The sequence below is a fragment of the Streptomyces dangxiongensis genome (assembly GCF_003675325.1).
GTDB classification, from domain to species: Bacteria; Actinomycetota; Actinomycetes; order Streptomycetales; family Streptomycetaceae; genus Streptomyces; species Streptomyces dangxiongensis.
On the sequence record NZ_CP033073.1, the window covers coordinates 5,111,878 to 5,130,659 of the forward strand.

12 protein-coding genes and 1 pseudogene are annotated in these 18,782 nt (G+C 74.4%); 5 read left to right on the forward strand and 8 right to left on the reverse strand.

Translation table 11 applies throughout. The annotated features are described in order from the left end of the window. Positions 1-9 precede the first annotated feature (9 nt). From mmsA to D9753_RS23045, 4 genes are all read left to right on the forward strand, one after another. Positions 10-1,512 (forward strand): CoA-acylating methylmalonate-semialdehyde dehydrogenase, encoded by a 1,503-nt coding sequence (mmsA, locus tag D9753_RS23030; RefSeq protein WP_121788717.1) that lies wholly within the window; start codon positions 10-12, stop codon positions 1,510-1,512. A gap of 445 nt (positions 1,513-1,957) precedes the next feature. After that, positions 1,958-3,439, forward strand: a complete 1,482-nt coding sequence (locus tag D9753_RS23035; RefSeq protein WP_240468252.1) for an APC family permease — start codon at positions 1,958-1,960, stop codon at positions 3,437-3,439. A 339-nt stretch (positions 3,440-3,778) separates the two neighbouring features. Next, entirely contained in the window at positions 3,779-6,430 is a 2,652-nt protein-coding gene (locus D9753_RS23040; RefSeq protein ID WP_121788718.1) for a CocE/NonD family hydrolase, read from the forward strand. Further along, the gene (locus D9753_RS23045) at positions 6,427-7,281 is read left to right on the forward strand and encodes an ABC transporter permease (protein WP_121788719.1); all 855 of its coding nucleotides are present in this window, start codon (positions 6,427-6,429) and stop codon (positions 7,279-7,281) included. The genes D9753_RS23040 and D9753_RS23045 overlap by 4 nt, the downstream gene beginning before the upstream one ends. Positions 7,282-7,521: 240 nt before the next feature. Here D9753_RS23045 and D9753_RS23050 read toward each other — a convergent pair whose 3' ends face one another. Continuing rightward, positions 7,522-8,778: an NAD(P)-binding domain-containing protein gene (locus tag D9753_RS23050; RefSeq protein ID WP_121788720.1), complete on the reverse strand. Its 1,257-nt coding sequence runs from the start codon at positions 8,776-8,778 to the stop codon at positions 7,522-7,524. Continuing rightward, entirely contained in the window at positions 8,778-10,067 is a 1,290-nt protein-coding gene (locus D9753_RS23055) for a carboxylate--amine ligase (RefSeq protein WP_240468253.1), read from the reverse strand. Before D9753_RS23055 ends, D9753_RS23050 begins: the two co-directional genes overlap by 1 nt. 154 nt (positions 10,068-10,221) lie before the next feature. Here D9753_RS23055 and D9753_RS23060 point away from each other — a divergent pair, with 154 nt between their 5' ends. Then, positions 10,222-11,493 carry a glycoside hydrolase family 26 protein gene (locus tag D9753_RS23060; protein ID WP_121788721.1) on the forward strand — a complete coding sequence of 424 codons (1,272 nt, stop codon included), beginning with the start codon at positions 10,222-10,224 and terminating at the stop codon, positions 11,491-11,493. On the opposite strand, the pseudogene D9753_RS23065 reads toward D9753_RS23060, so the two are convergent. The 6 genes and pseudogenes from D9753_RS23065 to D9753_RS23090 form a co-directional block, all read right to left on the reverse strand. After that, positions 11,490-12,537: pseudogene (locus D9753_RS23065) on the reverse strand (GNAT family N-acetyltransferase). The gene D9753_RS23060 and the pseudogene D9753_RS23065 overlap by 4 nt on opposite strands. A 78-nt stretch (positions 12,538-12,615) precedes the next feature. Beyond that, positions 12,616-13,272, reverse strand: coding sequence for a YveK family protein (locus tag D9753_RS23070; protein WP_121788722.1), 657 nt, complete (start codon positions 13,270-13,272; stop codon positions 12,616-12,618). Further along, positions 13,269-14,426: a glycosyltransferase gene (locus D9753_RS23075; RefSeq protein WP_121788723.1), complete on the reverse strand. Its 1,158-nt coding sequence runs from the start codon at positions 14,424-14,426 to the stop codon at positions 13,269-13,271. Before D9753_RS23075 ends, D9753_RS23070 begins: the two co-directional genes overlap by 4 nt. Continuing rightward, positions 14,423-15,190, reverse strand: a complete 768-nt coding sequence (locus D9753_RS23080; RefSeq protein WP_205614236.1) for a polysaccharide deacetylase family protein — start codon at positions 15,188-15,190, stop codon at positions 14,423-14,425. Before D9753_RS23080 ends, D9753_RS23075 begins: the two co-directional genes overlap by 4 nt. After that, the gene (murJ, locus tag D9753_RS23085; protein WP_276209443.1) at positions 15,174-16,769 is read right to left on the reverse strand and encodes a murein biosynthesis integral membrane protein MurJ; all 1,596 of its coding nucleotides are present in this window, start codon (positions 16,767-16,769) and stop codon (positions 15,174-15,176) included. Before murJ ends, D9753_RS23080 begins: the two co-directional genes overlap by 17 nt. Before the next feature lie 649 nt (positions 16,770-17,418). Continuing rightward, positions 17,419-18,780, reverse strand: a complete 1,362-nt coding sequence (locus D9753_RS23090) for an O-antigen ligase family protein (protein WP_121788726.1) — start codon at positions 18,778-18,780, stop codon at positions 17,419-17,421. Positions 18,781-18,782 lie beyond the last annotated feature (2 nt).

The window sequence follows — 18,782 nt, forward strand, 5'->3', positions numbered from 1 at the left end:
TTTCTGGGCATGACGAAAATCGTCAACCACTGGATCGGCGGAAAGACCGTCGAAGGCGCGTCGGGCACGTACGGGCCGGTCACCGACCCGGCGACCGGCGTGGTCACCACCAAGGTCGCCTTCGCCTCCGCCGAGGAGGTCGACGCGGCGGTCGCGGCGGCCAAGGTCGCCTTCCTGACCTGGGGCCAGTCCTCGCTGGCCCAGCGGACCACCGTCCTCTTCCGGTTCCGCGCGCTGCTGGACGCCCACCGCGACGAGATCGCCGAGCTGATCACCGCCGAGCACGGCAAGGTGCACTCCGACGCGCTCGGCGAGGTCGCGCGCGGCCTGGAGATCGTCGACCTGGCCTGCGGGATCAACGTCCAGCTCAAGGGCGAACTGTCCACGCAGGTCGCCAGCCGGGTCGACGTGGCCTCGATCCGCCAGCCGCTCGGTGTCGTCGCGGGCATCACACCGTTCAACTTCCCCGCGATGGTCCCGATGTGGATGTTCCCGCTCGCCGTCGCGACCGGCAACACCTTCGTGCTGAAGCCGTCCGAGAAGGACCCCTCGGCCTCCGTCCGGATCGCCGAGCTGCTGGCCGAGGCGGGCCTGCCCGACGGCGTGTTCAACGTGGTCCACGGCGACAAGGTGGCCGTCGACCGCCTCCTGGAGCACCCGGACGTCAAGGCCGTCTCCTTCGTCGGCTCGACCCCGATCGCCCGCCACATCCACACCACCGCCTCCGCCCACGGCAAGCGTGTGCAGGCGCTCGGCGGCGCCAAGAACCACATGCTGGTGCTGCCGGACGCCGACCTGGACGCGGCGGCCGACGCGGCGGTCTCGGCGGCGTACGGCTCGGCGGGCGAGCGCTGCATGGCCATCTCGGCCGTCGTGGCCGTGGGCGCGATCGGCGACACGCTGGTGGAGAAGATCCGTGAGCGCGCCGAGAAAATCAAGATCGGCCCGGGCAGCGACCCGGCGTCCGAGATGGGCCCGCTGATCACCAAGGCCCACCGCGACAAGGTGGCCTCGTACGTCTCCGGGGCCGCCGCCGAGGGCGCGGAGGTCGTGCTCGACGGCACCGGGTACACCGTCGAGGGCTACGAGGACGGCCACTGGATCGGCATCTCGCTGCTCGACAAGGTGCCGACCGGCGCGAAGGCGTACCAGGACGAGATCTTCGGCCCGGTGCTGTGCGTGCTGCGCGCCGAGACCTACGAGGAGGGCCTGGCGCTCATCAACGCGTCGCCGTTCGGCAACGGCACCGCGATCTTCACCCGGGACGGCGGTGCCGCGCGCCGCTTCCAACTGGAGGTCGAGGCCGGCATGGTCGGCGTGAACGTGCCGATCCCGGTCCCCGTCGGGTACCACTCCTTCGGCGGCTGGAAGGACTCGCTCTTCGGCGACCACCACGTCTACGGCAACGACGGCACGCACTTCTACACCCGCGGCAAGGTCGTCACCACCCGCTGGCCCGACCCGGCGGACGCCCCGACGGGCGTGGATCTGGGCTTCCCGCGCAACCACTGATCCGGACGGCACGGCGCCCCGCCCCCTCCCCGCGCGGGGAGGGGGCGGGGCGCCGCCGTGTCCGGCCCGCGGCCGGATATGCCGTCCGCATGACGTCCGGATAACGGACGGCTGACATTTTTTTGAAACACCCGCTGCGGTTCTCGTGCTGGCCGGACGAAACGGATGATGAAGGAGGTTCGCCGATATCCCCTTTGAAAGCAAGGTCGCACTTGGCTGAAGCTTGATGGATGCACCTATAGGGCGTCACAGCCTGGGAAAGTGATGCGGTGCCGGAACTTCCGCAGGTGCGGATTCCGCAGGTAAACGACCATTGACGTGGCGGTTTTCGTCGGGGTTCTCTATGCAACGCCGGGAGCGGACGAAATGAACGTACGACGATCCGCCGGAGGCGATAGCGCTCCCGCCCCCACCCTCAGCCGCTCACGTCGATCGGAACCACCGAATGACCGACACGCTCCAGAAGTCCGTGGTCGACACCGCGACAGCCCCCGCACCCGAGCTGAAGCGTTCCATCGGTGTCGTCGGCGGCACGCTGCTGACGCTGTCCTGCGTCACGCCCGCCTCCACGCTCTTCGTCGTCGTCCCCGACCTGTTCGGCTCACTCGGCACCGCCACCGCCCTCACCATCGGCATCGGCTCCCTCCTCTGCATCGCCGTCGCGTTCTGCTACTCCGAGCTGGGCACCCTGATCCCCAGCGCGGGCGGCGAGTACGCCATGGTCTCCACGATGGCCGGACGGCTCGCGGGCTGGCTCGTCTTCGTGCTCTCCCTGCTGGTCGTCATGATCGTGCCGCCCGTCATCGCGATGGGCACCGCGGACTACCTCGCCCCGCTCGTCCACCTCGACCCGGCGATGACCGGCGCCGGCGTCATGCTGCTCGCCACCCTCGCCGGCCTGCTCGACCTGCGCGCCAACGCCTGGATCACCGGTATCTTCCTGGTCCTGGAGGTCATCGCCGCCGGAGTCGTCGCCCTGCTCGGCTTCTCGCACAGCCACCGCGGCCTGAGCAGCCTCACCTCCATGCGGGTCGCCGGCTCCGGCGGCCACGCCGACACCGTGACCGCCATGCTGGTCGTCTCCGGCCTCGCCATCGCCCTCTTCGTCACCCAGGGCTTCTCGACCGCCGTCTACCTCTCCGAGGAACTGGAGAACCCGCGCCGCAACGTCGCCCGGACCGTCATGGCCACCCTCGCCATCTCCACCGTGGTCATCCTGGTGCCGGTCGCCGCCATCACCATGGGCGCCGGTGACCTGGAGCAGCTCACCGGCGGCGACATCAGCGCCATGGTCACCGCCTGGTCCAACTCCGCGGTCGGCACCTTCGTGAGCCTCTGCGTGGCCCTCGCGATCATCAACGCGGGCATCGTCATGGTCATCCAGAACTCCCGCGTGCTGTTCGCCTCCGCCCGTGACAAGGCCTGGCCCGGCCCCGTCAACACCGTCTTCGCCAAGCTCGGCCGCTTCGGCTCCCCGTGGGTCGCCACGCTCGCGGTCGGCGTCCCCGGCGCGCTGCTCTGCTTCGTCAACCTCGACACCCTGTACGGCGTCACCGGCGTCTCCGTCACCGGCATGTACCTGCTCGTCGCGGTCGCCGCCCTGCTCGCCCGCCGCGGCTCCCACAAGCACACGACCGCCTGGCGGATGCCGCTGTGGCCCGCGGTGCCGCTCCTGCTGATCGCCGTCCTCGCCTACATCCTGACCCAGCAGGAGGCGACCTACCTGCTGTGGACCGGCGGCATCACCGCCGTCGCCACCCTCTACTGGGCGTTCTACCTGCGCCCGCGCCGCGAGACCCGCTGGCTGGTGTCCATCCCCGAGGACGCCCGGCCGGCCGAGGACGCGCCGGTCACGGAACGGACGCAGCTCACGGAAGGGGCACAGCTCCCCGCGGGCACGCCGCTCCCCGGGGCCGCGCGGGCCTAGGGGCCCAGAACCCCCGCATCACCACGGCGCACGTCCCGTCGTCCTCACCGCCCGCACCGCGACAGGCGGCGAGGACGACGTCGTGGTCGGCCTGGTCGGCGTGGAGGGTCTTCCCGCCGCCGACGGAGACCGGCGACGGCCGTCTCCTCGTTCGGGCGAACCGGATGATCGGACAGGTGCGCGGCGGCGGCCCGGCGGCGCCGGCGGCCCGGCGGATTCGCAGGGCCTCCCCGTACCACGGGTGAAGTACGCCGGGACAGGTTCGTACGCCCCAGGGAGGGCATGTGGCTCCGACCGGCGGCTGCAGCGGTTGTCGGTGGTGGCCCGTACCGTTGGACCATGGATCTCCGACCTCCCCGGCTGCGGGCGCTGCTGCGCGGACCGCGCCGGCTCCTCGCCGGCGTGGCCGCCGCCGTCGTGCTCGCCGGTGCCGGGACGTGGACGGCGGCCGTCGCCTCCGACGACACCCGGGCCGTGCGCCGCAGCGACCGGGTCATGGCGGTCGACGGAGTGCGCCTGGACACCTCGTTCTTCACGCCGGCCGGCGTCGGCCGGCACCCCGCCGTCCTGCTCGCACACGGCTTCGGCGGCAGCAAGGACGACATGCGCCGACAGGCCGAGGACCTCGCCCGCGACGGGTACGCGGTGCTGACCTGGTCCGCGCGCGGCTTCGGCCGGTCCACCGGGAAGATCGGGCTGAACGACCCCGAGGGCGAGGTCGCCGACGTCTCCCGGCTCCTCGACTGGCTCGCCGGACAGCCCCAGGTCCGGCTCGACGCGCCCGGCGACCCGCGCGTGGGCGTCGCCGGCGGCTCCTACGGCGGCGCCGTCTCGCTGCTTGCCGCCGGTCACGACCGCCGCGTGGACGCCATCGCCCCGGCCATCACCTACTGGAACCTCGCGGACGCCCTGTTCCCGAACGGCGTGTTCAAGAAGCTGTGGACCGGCATCTTCATGAACACCGGCGGCGGCTGCGCGAGATTCGAACCCGCGCTGTGCCGGATGTACGACCGGGTCGCCGAGTCCGGCACCCCCGACCCGGCCGCCCGCGCCCTGCTGGAGGCACGCTCGCCGTCCGCCGTCGGCACCCGCGTCAAGGTACCCACCCTGCTGGTGCAGGGGCAGACGGACTCCCTGTTCACCCTCGACCAGGCCGACGCGGCCCAGCGGGCGATCCGGGCGAACGGCGCCCCCGTCGACGTCGACTGGATCGCCGGCGGACACGACGGCGGCGACATGGAGACCGGCCGCGTCGAGGCACGCGTGCGTGCGTGGTTCGACCGGTACCTGAAGGGCGACAGGACCGCCGGCACCGGCCCGGCCTTCCGGATCACCCGCACCGGAGGCGTCGACTCCACCGACGGCACCGCCCAACTGCGCGGCGCGAGCGCCGGCTCCTACCCCGGCCTGCACGACCACCGGCGCACCCTCGCCCTCACCGGCCGCACCCAGTACGTCACCAACCCGGCCGGCGCCAGCCCGCCCGGCGTCTCCGCCCTGCCCGGCCTCGGCGGCTCCGGCGGCCTCGCCCAGCTCTCCACGCTCGGCGTCGGCGTCTCCCTGGACTTCCCCGGTCAGTACGCGCACTTCGACTCGGCACCGCTCACCCGCGACCTGCAGATCACCGGCGCCCCGACCGCCACCGTGCGCGTCACCTCCACCCGTGACGACGCCGTCCTGTTCGGCAAGGTCTACGACGTCGCCCCCGACGGCACCGGGCAGGTGCTGCCCGCCCAGCTCGTCGCCCCCTTCCGGGTGACCGGCGCCAAGGCCGGCAAGGACGTCACGGTCACCCTCCCGGCCATCGACCACGAGGTACGCAAGGGCCACCGGCTCCGCCTGGTCCTGGCCTCCACCGATCTCGGCTACGCCTCACCGGCCGCCCCGGCCACCTACACCGTCTCCCTGAAGGGCGGCCTGAGCGTGCCGACGGCCCCCGCCGTCACCACCGCGGCGGCCCCCCTGCCCGCCTGGGTGTGGTGGCTGCCCGCGGCCGGCGCGGTCACCGCGCTCGCCCTGCTGCTCACCGCCCGCCGCCGCACCGCGGCCCCCGCACCCGACCCCGAGCTGGCCGACGTCCCGCTCGTGATCAAGGACCTGCACAAGCGGTACGCCGGCTCCGCCGACCGGTACGCGGTGCGCGAGCTGTCCTTCCGCGTCGAACGCGGCCAGGTGCTCGGCCTGCTCGGACCCAACGGCGCGGGCAAGACCACCACCCTGCGGATGCTGATGGGCCTGATCGTGCCGGACGACGGCGAGATCCGGGTGTTCGGCCACATCATCCGGCCCGGCGCCACCGTGCTCTCCCGGGTCGGCGCGTTCGTGGAGGGCGCGGGTTTCCTGCCGCACCTGTCCGGCCGCGAGAACCTGGAGCTGTACTGGCGGGCCACCGGCCGCCCGTCCGAGGACGCCCACCTGGACGAGGCCCTGGAGATCGCCGGCCTCGGTGACGCCCTCGCCCGCGCGGTGCGCACCTACTCCCAGGGCATGCGCCAGCGGCTGGCCATCGCCCAGGCCATGCTCGGCCTGCCCGACCTGCTCATCCTGGACGAGCCCACCAACGGCCTCGACCCGCCCCAGATCCGCGAAATGCGCGAGGTCATGATCCGCTACGCCGCCGCCGGCCGCACCGTGATCGTCTCAAGCCACCTCCTCGCCGAGGTCGAACAGTCCTGCACCCACCTGGTGGTCATGGACCGCGGGCGGCTCGTGCAGGCCGGCCCGGTCCGCGAGATCACCGGCTCCGGCGACACCCTGCTGGTCGGCACCGCCACGCCCGTGGAGGAGCCGGTGGTGGAGAAGGTGGCCGCACTGCCCGGCATCGCCTCCGCCGTGCGCGCCGACGACGGGCTGCTGATCCGGCTCGGACCGGACGGCACGGCCGAGCGGCTGGTCGTGGAGCTGGTCCGGCTGGCGGTGCCGGTCGTCTCGGTCGGCCCCCACCGACGCCTGGAAGACGCCTTCCTCACCCTGATCGGAGGTGCCGCATGAGCGCGCTCACCGAGGTCGCCCCCGGCTACCGGGCGGGCCGCACCCTGCCGCTGCGCGTGGAGCTGGTCCGCCAGCTCACCCGCCGGCGCACCCTGGTCATGGGCGCGATCCTGGCCGTACTGCCCCTCGTGCTGCTGATCGCCTTCGCCGTCGGCGGCGACCCGGGCAGCCGGAACAACCAGGTCACGCTGATGGACACGGCGACCGCGTCCGGCGCCAACTTCGCCGCCGTGAACCTGTTCGTCTCGGCGGGTTTCCTGCTGGTCATCCCGGTCGCCCTGTTCTGCGGGGACACGGTCGCCTCGGAGGCGAGCTGGTCCTCGCTGCGCTATCTGCTCGCCGCGCCCGTGCCCCGCGCCCGGCTGTTGTGGTCCAAGCTCGTCGTGGCGCTCGGGCTGAGCCTCGCCGCCATGCTGTTGCTGCCGCTCGTCGCGCTGGCGGCCGGCACGGCCGCCTACGGCTGGGGCCCGCTGGAGATCCCCACGGGCGGTGCGCTGGACACGGGTACGGCGACCCAGCGGCTCGTGGTGGCCGTGGCGTACATCTTCGTCTCCCAACTGGTCACCGCCGGGCTGGCGTTCTGGCTGTCCACGAAGACGGACGCCCCGCTCGGCGCGGTCGGCGGCGCGGTGGGCCTGACCATCGTCGGCAACGTCCTGGACGCCGTCACCGCCCTCGGCCACTGGCGGGACTTCCTGCCCGCGCACTGGCAGTTCGCCTGGGCCGACGCCGTCCAGCCGCACCCCGAGTGGTCCGGGATGATCCAGGGCAGCGCGCTGTCCGTGACGTACGCGCTCGTGCTGTTCGCCCTGGCCTTCCGGGGCTTCTCCCGCAAGGACGTCGTCTCCTAGGGACGGGTGCGCACGCCCCGTCGGCCCTCACCGTGAGAAGCGGCGCGATCGAGTGATTACCGGGTGGTCCCGTTCTGCGGCCTCCCGTTGTGTCCGTCCCTCGTTCCGTGCCCCGACTGTCCACGCCGTGCTCACACGATCAGGCCGTCATGGGGACGTGAACGGCGAGGCAGGGCCGCCTCCCGCCGGTAGCGCGCCGGGTGCCGGGCCCGGGCCCGGCACCCCGCCGTGCGGCACCGGTCAGCGCCCCACCGCCTCCGGCACGGTGTGACGCTGGCCGGCCCGGACGTCCCGGTCCGCCGGACCCGTGCGCAGCCGCCGTCGTACCCCGCGCACCAGCGTGCCCGCCGTGAACGTCGCGCCGTGCACGAACCGCATCGCCGGGCCGAAGCCCGCGGCCGTGACCAGACCGGCCAGGAACAGACCGGGGTACGACGACTCGAACTCCAGCCCCACCTCCGGTGCCCCGTCGGCGCCCGTCACCAGCAGCGCGCCCAGATCGGGGGAGAGCAGCCGCAGCCGGTCGAGGCCGGCCCGGAACCCGGTCGCGGCGATCACATGCTCCGTCTCCAGCACGGCCGGAGCGCCCCGCCGGGCCGCGGTCTCCAGCCGCAGCCCGCCCGGCACCTCACGGACCCGCACCACCTCCCGGCCCGGCAGCACCTCCACCTGCCGCTCCACCCGCTCCCGCACCCACCAGGCACCGGCCGGGCCCAGCGCGTCGGTCGCGATCCGGGTCCGGGTGCGCTCCGGCAGCCGCCGGTACAGGCCGGGCCGCTCGGCGTAGAACCAGTTCCGCCAGCCGGGGCCGAGTCCGCTGTGCGGGGAGCGGGCCGAACGCCACCAGGGGCGCTCCCAAGGCGGCGGCACGTCGTTCCAGCACAGCCGGTCCGCGCGGGCCAGCACCCGGACCCGGGTGCCCTGCTCGGCGAGGAGCGCGGCCGTCTCCAGGGCCGCCTGGCCACCGCCGATCACGGTGACGTCCTGGCCGCGGAAACGGTCGAGCGAGCCGTGGTGGCTGCTGTGCGAGACCAGGGTCGGCGGCAGGCCGTGCAGGGCGGCCGGGATCTCGGTGAACGGCAGCACGCCCACGGCCAGGGCGACGGTCCGCGCGGTGAGTGTCTCCCCGTCCTCGGTGACGGCTTCGAAGCCGCCGGCGCACGGCGTCACCCGGGTCACGATCCGTTCGTCGACCCGGGGGACGGCGTTGCGGGCGAACCACACGCCGTATTCGGTGAACATCTCCAGCGGGATCGGCTCGGCGTGCCGGGCCGTGATGCCGCGGAAGGCGCAGAACACGTCCAGCCGCCAGCGGCCGTCGGGGTCGGACAGGTTGGACGCCCACGGCTCCGACTTCAGGAACATGCCGCGCGGCATGTGATCACGCCAGGTCTCCATGGGCCGCCCGAGGACGCAGACGTCCAGCCCGGCCGCCGCGGCGTGCGACGCGATGGACAGGCCGTACGGGCCGGCGCCCACCACCAACAGGTCATACATCAGCAGCTACTCGCTTTCTCGTCGTCGGTCAGGGTGTGGGGGAGGTCCTGGGCGTTCACCCGGAGGGCCGTGCCGGGCCGGGGCCGCGGCGCGGGCGGTGCCGCCCGTCTCGCGCGAAGGGGCAGGCGTCCGGCGAGCCGGCCCGTCACGTGCCGGGCCCACAGCGCCCACATCGCCAGGCCGGGCGCCGGGTCGTCCGGGGCGTACCAGGCCAGTTCGCGGCCCAGGGGCGCGGGGCGCAGCGCGGTCAGCGGCGCGTAGTTCTCCACCACGAACTCCCGGCCGGGCAGCGGCACCCCGGCCGGCAGCGGACGGTGTGTCAGGTCCAGGTGCAGGGCGCGTACGACGTCCAGGCCGGCGCTGTCGGTGAACAGCCGGAACTGTGCGCCGGGGCGGGGGTTGAAGTCCAGCAGGTGGTAGCGGCCGGTGTGGCCGCAGCGGCGGAAGTCCAGGTCGAAGATGCCCCGGTAGCCCAGTTCGCCGGTGAGCCGTTCGGCCAGCGCCCGTACCTCGGGGTCCGGCGTCCACCGGCCGGCCGCGGTCAGGCCCGCCCCGCGCGGCCACGCCAGCTCTTTGCGTCCGGACCCGCCGGCACGCAGGACACCGGCGTGGTCGGCGTACCCGTGGAAGAACCAGTCGCGGCCCGGGCCGGGCGGGAGGTAGGCCTGCAACAGCAGCGGACTGCCCGCCTCGCCGGTGCGCAGGTACAGCTCCCGCGCCTCCCGCGCCGAGCGCAGCAGCACGGTCGAGCGGAGCCCGCTGCCGGCCGGCACCAGCCAGGGCCGGCTCCATTTGGCCACCACCGGCAGGCCCAGCCGCCGGGTGGCCGCCGCCGCGTCCTCGGCGCTGTCCGGGACCAGGGTCACCGGGTGCGGGACACCGGTGGCGGCGCACATGCCGGCCAGTTGCGCCTTGTCCGCCACCCGCCCGGGCAGGGTGCCGGGCTGCCGCGGCAGCAGGTAGGCGGGTGCCAGGTCCTCCCGCAGCAGGCCGGCCGCGATGGCGCCGGCGTCGTCCATCGGGATCAGCACGGCCGGGCGGGCGACGAGGGTCGCGACCCGGTGCAGCACGGCGGCGATCTCACGGGTGGACGCGCCGGGCGCCGGTGGCGGATGCAGTTGCCGTACAAAGCGCGACACGTGCACCGGGCTTGCCGTGGAGTCGGCGACGACGTGCACCTCCACCCCGGCCCTGCCGAGCGAGCGCACGGCACCCAGGGTGCCGTGGTGAAAGGGATTCCGGTCGATCCGCAGCAGCACCGCGGGGACCCGGATGTCCAGTAGCGACACGGGCGATTCCTTTTTCTCTGGTCCGTTCGTCCGTGCGGGGGTTCGGGCCACCTGAAAGCCGTAACCGCACTGGCGAAATCCGGATAAATATGACTGTGTGTCAATAGCGGGAAATAGACGGCGGAGACGCGGTCGAGCGGAAAGAGGGGCAGGCATGGCTCTACAGCAGCGACGGGACCGCTCCCGGCGGCTGACCGTGGTCGCGGCGGCGGTCGCCGCGACGGTCGTCCTGGCGACCGGACCCGGGTCCGCGGCGGGGGCGGCGTGGGCCGCCGGCCCTCCCGCGCCCGCCCCGACGGCACCGGCACCGGCGACCCCACCGGCCATCCCGCTCGCACCGGCGGCCTCGCAGGCCACCCCGGCGGGGCCGGCCGTCCCGGTACCGGTGAGGGCGGTCCCGCCGTTCGGGGCCTTCCTGGACTCCGGGGCCCGCGGGGTCGCCCGGATGGCCGAGCTGAGCCACTGGCTCGGCGGGACCGAGCTGAGGGTCGCCCACACCTATCTGCCCGGCGGCCGCTGGCGGGACATCGAGGGCCCACCCGGCTTCCTGGACGTCTGGGCGCACTGGCGGCGCGAGAAGGCCGACCGCACCCTCGTGCTCAACGTGCCGATGCAGGAGCGCAACGAGGAGAACGTCCCCGACTCCGAGGTGCGGCGGCTGCTGGGGCAGGCCGCGGCCGGCGCGTTCGACCGTCACTTCAGGGCCCTGGCCGAAAAGCTGGTGCAGCTCAAGGTGCCGGACACGGTCATCGTGCTCGGCTGGGAGATGAACGGCACCACCTACACCCATCGCTGCGGACCGGACCCCGACGCCTGGAAGACGTACTGGAACAGGATCGTCACCACCATGCGCGCGGTGCCGGGCCAGGCGTTCCGGTTCGACTTCACGCCGAGCCGCGGCCGGGACGCCGTGCCCTGGACCGAGTGCTACCCGGGGGACGACACGGTCGACATCATCGGCATGGATTCCTACGACCAGCCGAGTGGATTGTCGTTCGACCAACAGGTGAAAGAGCCCCTCGGTCTCCAGCAGCACGTGGAATTCGCGAAATCCCACGGCAAGCCCATCTCCTATCCGGAATGGGGCCTGTTCCGCAACGGTGACAACGCCGAGTACATGCGGCGCATGCTCGCCTGGTTCGACGAACACCGGCCGCTGTACAACACGCTGACCGACTACTGCCCGCACGGTGTGTGGCAGTGCTCGGGCAACCCCCGCTCGTCGCGGATCTACCGGACCACCCTGTACGGCCGCACCGACCAGCCGGTCCCGGCGCCCACACCGACCCCGACCCCCGTCCCCGAGCCCACGCCCACCACGAAGCCCCCGGCCCACTGCTCGCCGCTGGACCTCGGCGACTGGGTCGAGTACTGGCTCGGCGGAAAGCTCTGCATCCGCCTCGACTGGTGGTCGCGGAGCCGCTAGCCCTGCTCGTGTGCCCGCCATCGGTGCAGCACCTCCCTGCTCCGCTGCCGGGCGGTCGCGTCGCACAGCGCGGCCGTCAGCAGCGGGGCGGTGCGCCGCCGGGCCATGAGGAACCGCTGGTTGACGACCCGTTCGGGCCGCCAGTGGCGCTTGTACGGCTCGTCGCCGCGCAGCAGGCTCAGCGTGCCGGCCGGGCCACTGCCGCAGTACTCGGCGGACGCGTCCAGCAGCATCACCGCCACGTCCGCCTTCCGCTGCCTGAGGCTGGGATGGGCGCCGTAGAGGTAGCCGCCGGTCAGGCTGCGCGAGAGCAGGGTCAGGTCGACGGCCACCACCTCGTCGCCGATCCGGAACTCGGTGACCACCGCGTTGCCCGAGCGCACCATCGGGCCCACCGCGCGCACCAGATGCTCCCGGAACCGGGGCCGCAGATGCTCGCCGGTCACCTTCCGCCCCTGCCACTGGAGCCGGTGCAGATCCAGCAGGAGGCCGAGCGTCGCCTCCACCTCCTCCGGGCCCACGGCCCGCCGCCGCACCCCCAGCGCGGCCAGCTTGCGTAGCTGGGCCCGCGCCCGCTGGCCGGACTTGGCCGACGGCAGCCGGGCGATCAGCTCGCCCATGGGGCACGGCGGGCAGCTCCAGGCACAGCGAGTCGCGGACCACGCGGCGCGGCCCGCTCCAGCGGTCGTACACCCGCTCGACCGCGCCGCCCGGGCGCACCTCACGGAAGTCGACCAGCGCCGTGCGCGCCGCGTCCGCGAGCGCCTCGGTGAGCGCGCCGGCGGCCCGCCCGTCGTCGGTGTCGTCCAGCAGGACGTCCGCGTAGTCGGAGATCGCCCCGCCGAGCGGCACCAGCGTGGGCAGCGGCCGGCTGACCAGCATCAGCGGCGCGGCGGCCACCAGGTCGCGGCCGGCCCGCACCACCAGCAGCCGGAGCCGGCCGGGCCGGCCGTACGACAGCCACCACGAGTGCAGCCAGGCATGGGTCTGGAACGGGGTCGCGGCGGTGCACCGCTCGTGCAATCGCCCCCAGGCCGGGGTCATGGCCGCGAAGGCGGCCTCGTCGGTGACGACCTCCACCGTGAGGGACGGTGGACGCGGTGCGCGCCGTGTACGTCGCGGTCACAGCTTGCCGTGCGCGTCGGCGGCGACGGCCGGGCCGGGCACCGAGGCCGGGCGCACCGTCTCGTCCTCCGGCCGGCGGCCCGGCCGGACCAGCAGCGCCAGGGCGCCGAGCAGCCCGCCCGCGCTCGCCCCGACCAGCCCGGTCACCCCGGCGGAGGCCGAGCCCGGCTCGGCCGGCGTCACCGCCCGGGAGAACTGCAGGAGCCCGACGTGCGTGCCGGCCTTGTCGGTGTCGGCGTGCCGGATGAGGGCGTGGGCGACAGCGTTGGCCATGTCGGCGGCCTGGGACGGGCGGCCGGAGACGGCGGAGACGGCCACCATGGGGGCGTCCGGCGACGTCGAGGTGCGCACGCTGTCGCGCAGGGTCCTCGCCGGCACCCCGGCCTCCACCTGCGCGTCGCCGATGACCGCGAGCTGGGTGGCGACCCGGCCGTAGGCCTGGGCGAAACCGAGTGCGGTGGCGGTGTCGGACCGTTCCGTGGGAACGGCGATGACATAGCTGGTCGCCGTGTACTCCGGGGTCTTCAGCACCCCGTACCCGCTGCCCAGCAGTCCGCCCGCGAGGACACCGGCCGCCACGAGCGCCCAGGACGGCAGCGCGCGGGCGCGGGACAGACGGGAAGAGCGGTGGTGCCGGGTGTGGTTGTCGGTCATGAGGGGCTGACCTCCTGAGGGGATCGGGACTTCGGGACCGTGCGGGCGAGCGTCGCCGTGTAGACGTCCATGAGCCGGGCGGCACTGCGGGTGATGCAGTAGTGGCGGGCCGCCTCCGGCGCGGTGCGCGGACCGGGCCCGGCGGCACGGACGCCGGCGAGCGCACGGGCGTAGGCGCCGGCGTCGCAGGGGACGCGCAGCGCGTCCGGGGCGGCGCCGGGCGGCAGGTCCTCCAGGGCCGGGCAGGAGGTGTAGCGCACGGGCAGCCCGGCCGCGAGCGCCTCCACGACCGCGAGGCCGAACGCCTCCTCCGGGGAGGGGGCGGCGAGCACGTCCATCGCCGAGGCCAGCGCGGGCAGGCCGGGCCCGGACGAGCCGTCGGGCAGGTACGGCCGCTCGCCGGCGAACAGCACCCGTCCGGCGACCCCCGCCGCCCGCGCGCTCTCCCTCAGCGCGCGTTCCTCCGGTCCGCCGCCGACCAGCAGCAGCCGGCAGTCGTCGGGCAGCGCGGCCAGGGCGCGGACGACGACGTCGAAACGCTTGCCGGGGACCAGCCGGCCGATGCCGCCGATGACGAAGGCGTCCTCCGGCAGGCCGAGTTGCTGCCGGGCGTGCCGGCGGGCCACCGGGTCGAAGGCGAAACGTTCCAGGTCGATGCCGTTGGGTACGACCGCGATGCGCTGCCCCGGCACACCCCAGCGGGTCAGCCGGGCGGCGACCGTGGGCGACACGGCGACGGTGGACCGGCCCAGCCGCTCGCCCAGCAGATACAGCGAACGCACCCCCGCGGTGAGCGGCCGGCCCTCCATCTGCGAGTCGCCGAGGGAGTGTTCGGTGGCGACGACCGCCCGCACCCCGGCCAGCCGGGCGGCGATCCGCCCGTACAGGCAGGCCCGGTAGAGGTGGGTGTGCACGAGGTCGTACCGGCCCCGCCGGACGATCCGGGCCAGCCGGGGCAGCGCGCCCAGGTCGCGGTTGCCGGCCATGCCCAGGTGCACCACCCGGACCCCGTCGGCCACCAGCCCGTCGGCCACCGCCCCGGGTTCGGTCAGCGTCACCACGTCGCACTCGACGGGCAGATGGCGCAGCAGCAGCCGCAGTTGCTGCTCGGCGCCGCCCACCCCGAGCCCGGTGATGACGTGCAGCGCCCTCACCGCAGCCCCTCGACCGGCCGCCGGCGCAACCGGTGCAGCCGGTACTTCAGGAACAGGCGTACGCCGGTGTCGTTCTGCCCGACGTGCACACGCGGCAGGACGTGCGGGCCGTTCAGCCCACCGGGGTCGATGGCGCAGGCGTAGCCGTAACCGGCCCGCCGCACGGCGTCCACGGCACGCCGGTCGACCGTGCCGTACGGATAGCAGAAGCCGCTCACCGGGGTGCCGGTCAGCTCCTCCAGCGCGGCCCGGCTGCCGGCGGTCTCCGCCGCCAACCGCGCGTCGTCGGCCCGGGTCAGATCGACGTGGGTGAGGCCGTGCGAGCCGATCTCGACGCCCGCCGCGGCGGCCCGCCGGATGCCGTCGGCGGTCAGCAGCGGCTTGCGCGGGCCCCGCGGATCCCAGGCGTTGTCGCCGCCGAGCCGGCCGGGCAGCACGAACAGGGTGGCCGTGCACTCCCGGCGCGCCAGCACGGGCAGGGCGTGGGCGACGAAGTCGGCGTACCCGTCGTCGAAGGTGAGACCCACCAGGTCCCGCCCCCCGCCCCGGGCCCGGGCGGCGAGCAGTTCGCCCACGGACACCCCGCGCAGCCCCTGCCCGCGCAGCCAGCGTAGCTGCCGGTCCAGCCGGTCGGGGGTGACCGTGATGCGGTACGGGTCGTCGGAACAGTCACCGACCGAGTGGTACATGGCGATCCACGGGACCGGACCGGTGCCGGCGGCGGCCGAGGTCGCCGCGCGAGCGGACTCAACGGAAGACGGCATGAGCGAGCCTTCGGGTGTGGGTGCGTACGGAACGGAGAGCGGATGCCGGACCCCGGGCGTCCAGACCCAGGCCGAGCAGGGCGAACACGACGGTCACCGTGGTGCCGCCGGCCATGAGCCCGGCGAACGGGGCCGAGGACAGGGCTGCCGCGAACGCACCGGCCACGGCGGCCGACCCTGCCGCCCACAGCGGCCGGCCCAGCCCGCGCAGCACGGCCCCCGTGCGGATGGGCACGCTCCGGCGGCGCATGCCGGCGAGCAGCAGGACAGCGGTGAGCGTGATGCCGGTGGCGTTGGCGGCGGCGATCCCGGTGACCCCCCAGGGCCCGATCGTCCAGGCGCCGACGCCGGAGGTCACGACGATCCCGGCGGTCATCGAGGCCAGCGGGTACCAGGTGACGCGGCCCGCCGAGAAGTAGGAGCGGACCAGGACACCGGTCAGGGTCTGGCCGAGCAGCCCTAGCGCGTAGACCCGCATCACCTCGGCGGTCGCCGCGGTGTCCTGGGCCGTGAACGCGCCCCGCTGGAACAGCAGCGTGATCAGTTGCGGCGCGCACGCCACGACCGCCGCGGTGCCGAGCAGCACCAGGCGGGCGGCCAGCGCCAGATCCCGCTCCACCCGGACCCGGGCCCGCTCGGTGTCCCCGTCGGCCAGGGCCCGCGCCACCACGGGGAACGTGACCGTGCACAGCATCATCGACAGGGTCATCGGGATCTGCGCGACCTTCTGCGCGTAGTTCAGGTGGCTGATGGCCCCGGCGGGCAGGCCCGAGGCGAGGAACCGCTCGATCAGCACCTGTGACTGCCGGCACAGCGCGAACAGCAGCACGGTGGCCAGCAGCCGCACGCCCATCGGCTGTGCGGTGGCCACGGCCCCGACGTCCGCCCTCCCCGGGCGGCGGCGCAACTCTCTCACCAGCGACGGAAGCTGCACCAACACCATCAGGCAGCCGCCCGCCGCCACCCCGAACGCGGCCGAACGCACGCCCCAGCGGGTGCCGAGCACGTACATCGCCGTGACGATGCCGACGTTGTACGCGATGTAGATCGCGGCCGGTGCCAGGAAACGGCGGTGTGCCCGGAGCACCGCGCTGAGGTATCCGGCGAGGCCGAAGCTGAACACACAGGTCGCGGTGAGCCGGGTGCAGTCCACGGCGAGCCCCGGATCGGGCAGGCCCGGGGCGAGCACCCGGACGAACTGCGGCGCCGCCAGCGCCAGCAGCCCCCCGACCGTCGCGAACGACAGCGCGAGCCGGGGCAGGGTGCCCGCGACCAGCGACCGCACCGGATCCCCCGGGGCGCCCTGGGCGCGGCGCGCCAGGGCCCGGCTGAACGCCGGGACCAGCACGAACGCCAGCCCGTCCTCGATGAGCAGCGTGGCCGCGAACTCCGGCACGGTCCACGCCACGAGAAAGGCGTCCGTGTCCTGCCCGGCCCCGAACAACCGCGCCAACGACTGATCCCGCATCAGCCCGAGCAACGCCGCCGCGATGGACAGCGACGCGGTGACGAGCGTCGCCCTGGCGAGGAACCTGCGGGTGGGGTGGGGGAGGTCGGGGGGCGGGGGCGGGGTTTCCACGGGTGACGCGGGCGCGGTCGCGGGCGCGTGCGCCGGCCCGGGGGCCGGCGATGCCGGGGGTGATACCGCCGGTGGGGCCGGTGGGGTGGGTGCGGGGTCCGCAGGGGCCGTGGGCGGGCCCACTGCCGTGGTGCGATGCGCCGGTTGGGGCACGGCCGACCGGGCCAGCGGAAGGGCGGCCCTGCCACCATCGGCCTCCGACACGGCCGCAGGCCTGGACACGCCACCGGCCTCGGAACCGGTCCCCGACCCGAACCCCAGGTCGGGAGCCACTGTGGGCCTCTGCGCCGTACCGGCTCTCGGCCAGGCCCCGGCCCAGGTACGCCCTGTCGGCGTCGCCCCGGCCTCCGCACCCGGCCCCGAACGCGCTGTCGATGTCGGTGCCGAACCGTCCTGCGGCCCGGAGCCCGAACCGACCGTCGGGGCGGGAACCGCGCCGGCCTCCGCACCCGGACTCACCACCGGCCCCGGTGCCACGCCGGTCCCTGGGGCGGAGTCCGGGCCCGGGCGCCAGCCCCGGCCCGCACGCGTCGTCGGCTGTTCCGCGGTGGCCGTCTCCGGGTCCGGGGGTCCGCCGGTTGTGGGGGTCGTCATCGTGTCGGCCTCCGGCACTCCGACGGAGTGCGGGGCGGGCGGGGCGGTGTCGTCGTCATCGCAGGGCCGCCTCACCCGTCACCGTTCCCCGTCCGGCCGTCACGGCGGTGCGCTCGTCGCGGGCAACCCGGTCGGCGCCGGCCAGCGCCCACCAGGCGACCAGGCCGAAGCACACCGCCGTCAGCACGGTCGAGGGGCCGCCGATGTCGGCGTACGCGAAGTCCACCAGTTGCCACACCAGCAGCCCGCAGGCGACCAGGGCGCAGTCCAGGCCCCGGCCGCCGGCCGCGCGGGCCCGCCACAGGCCGCGCAGGGCGCACACCAGCAGGGCGAGCCAGCCGCCCGCCAGGCAGAGCAGCCCGATCAGGCCCTGTTCGCCGAGGACCAGCAGGTACATGTTGTGCGGGGACAACAGCGGCTGCCGGCGGAAGGCGGCGCCCGCGCCCTCGGTGTCGCTGCCCGAGGACAGCCCGAGCGAGGCGTACCCGTCGCGGTACTCGGGGAACCCCTTCAGCCCGACGCCGGTCAGCGGGCGCTCCCGCCACATGTCGCCGGCCGCGGCCCACATCGTGTACCGGTCGGTGACCGACTGGTCGGGCGCCTCGGCGACCTGGCCGATGCTGTCGATCCGCTCCTGGAGCATGGCCGTACCCGTCCCGAACCCGCCCACCAGCACCACACCCACGGCCACCACTGCCGCCCCCACCCGCAGCGCCCGGCGCGGCCCGGACAGTACAAGCTGGACGGTGAGCGTGACCACGGTGGCGATCCAGGCGCCCCGGCTGAAGGACAGGGCGAGGGGGACGGCCAGGGCGAGCGCGCAGCAGACGGCGACCGCACGCTCGCGCGCCGCGGTCCGGCCGAGCGCCAGCCCCACCGCGCACACCAGCCCGAAGGCCACCACCGTCGCCATGCCCATCACGTCCGTCGCCCCGAAGGTGCCGACCGCCCGGACGTCCTCGCCCTGGTAGGAGGCCCCGGTCCCGGTGGCGTACTGGTGCACGCCCACCGCCCCCTGCCATCCCGCCAGGGCCACGAACGACCAGGCCAGCAGCCGGAAGTCGCGGCGGTCGCGGACGAGCAGCACGACGGCGGCCGGGACCAGCACGAAGACCTGGAGGTAGCGGCCCAGGCCGGTGATCCCGGCGCCCGGTGAGACCGCGTGCAGCGCGGCGAGCGCGACGCCGGCCACCGGCAGGCCGAGGACCACCGCGGCGGTCCGGGTGAGCGGGCGGCGGCGCGCCCGCAGCAGGCGGACCGCGCAGACCACGACGACCAGCGCGGACAGCGCGTCGGCGGGTCCGGCGCCGCCGTCGGCGCCGGGCGTGACCGGCAGCGCGAGCAGGGCGACCACGGCCACCACCGGCAGCACCGGGGAGAACCGCGCGGGGCGGTCGAGCGGCAGGGCGAGGGCCATCG

Coding starts and splice junctions, on each gene's coding strand:
- mmsA (WP_121788717.1), top strand. CDS start 10: ATGACGAAAATCGTCAACCACTGGATCGGCGGAAAGACCGTCGAAGGC.
- D9753_RS23035 (WP_240468252.1), top strand. CDS start 1,958: ATGACCGACACGCTCCAGAAGTCCGTGGTCGACACCGCGACAGCCCCC.
- D9753_RS23040 (WP_121788718.1), top strand. CDS start 3,779: ATGGATCTCCGACCTCCCCGGCTGCGGGCGCTGCTGCGCGGACCGCGC.
- D9753_RS23045 (WP_121788719.1), top strand. CDS start 6,427: ATGAGCGCGCTCACCGAGGTCGCCCCCGGCTACCGGGCGGGCCGCACC.
- D9753_RS23050 (WP_121788720.1), bottom strand. CDS start 8,778: ATGTATGACCTGTTGGTGGTGGGCGCCGGCCCGTACGGCCTGTCCATC.
- D9753_RS23060 (WP_121788721.1), top strand. CDS start 10,222: ATGGCTCTACAGCAGCGACGGGACCGCTCCCGGCGGCTGACCGTGGTC.
- D9753_RS23070 (WP_121788722.1), bottom strand. CDS start 13,272: ATGACCGACAACCACACCCGGCACCACCGCTCTTCCCGTCTGTCCCGC.
- D9753_RS23080 (WP_205614236.1), bottom strand. CDS start 15,190: ATGCCGTCTTCCGTTGAGTCCGCTCGCGCGGCGACCTCGGCCGCCGCC.
- D9753_RS23090 (WP_121788726.1), bottom strand. CDS start 18,780: ATGGCCCTCGCCCTGCCGCTCGACCGCCCCGCGCGGTTCTCCCCGGTG.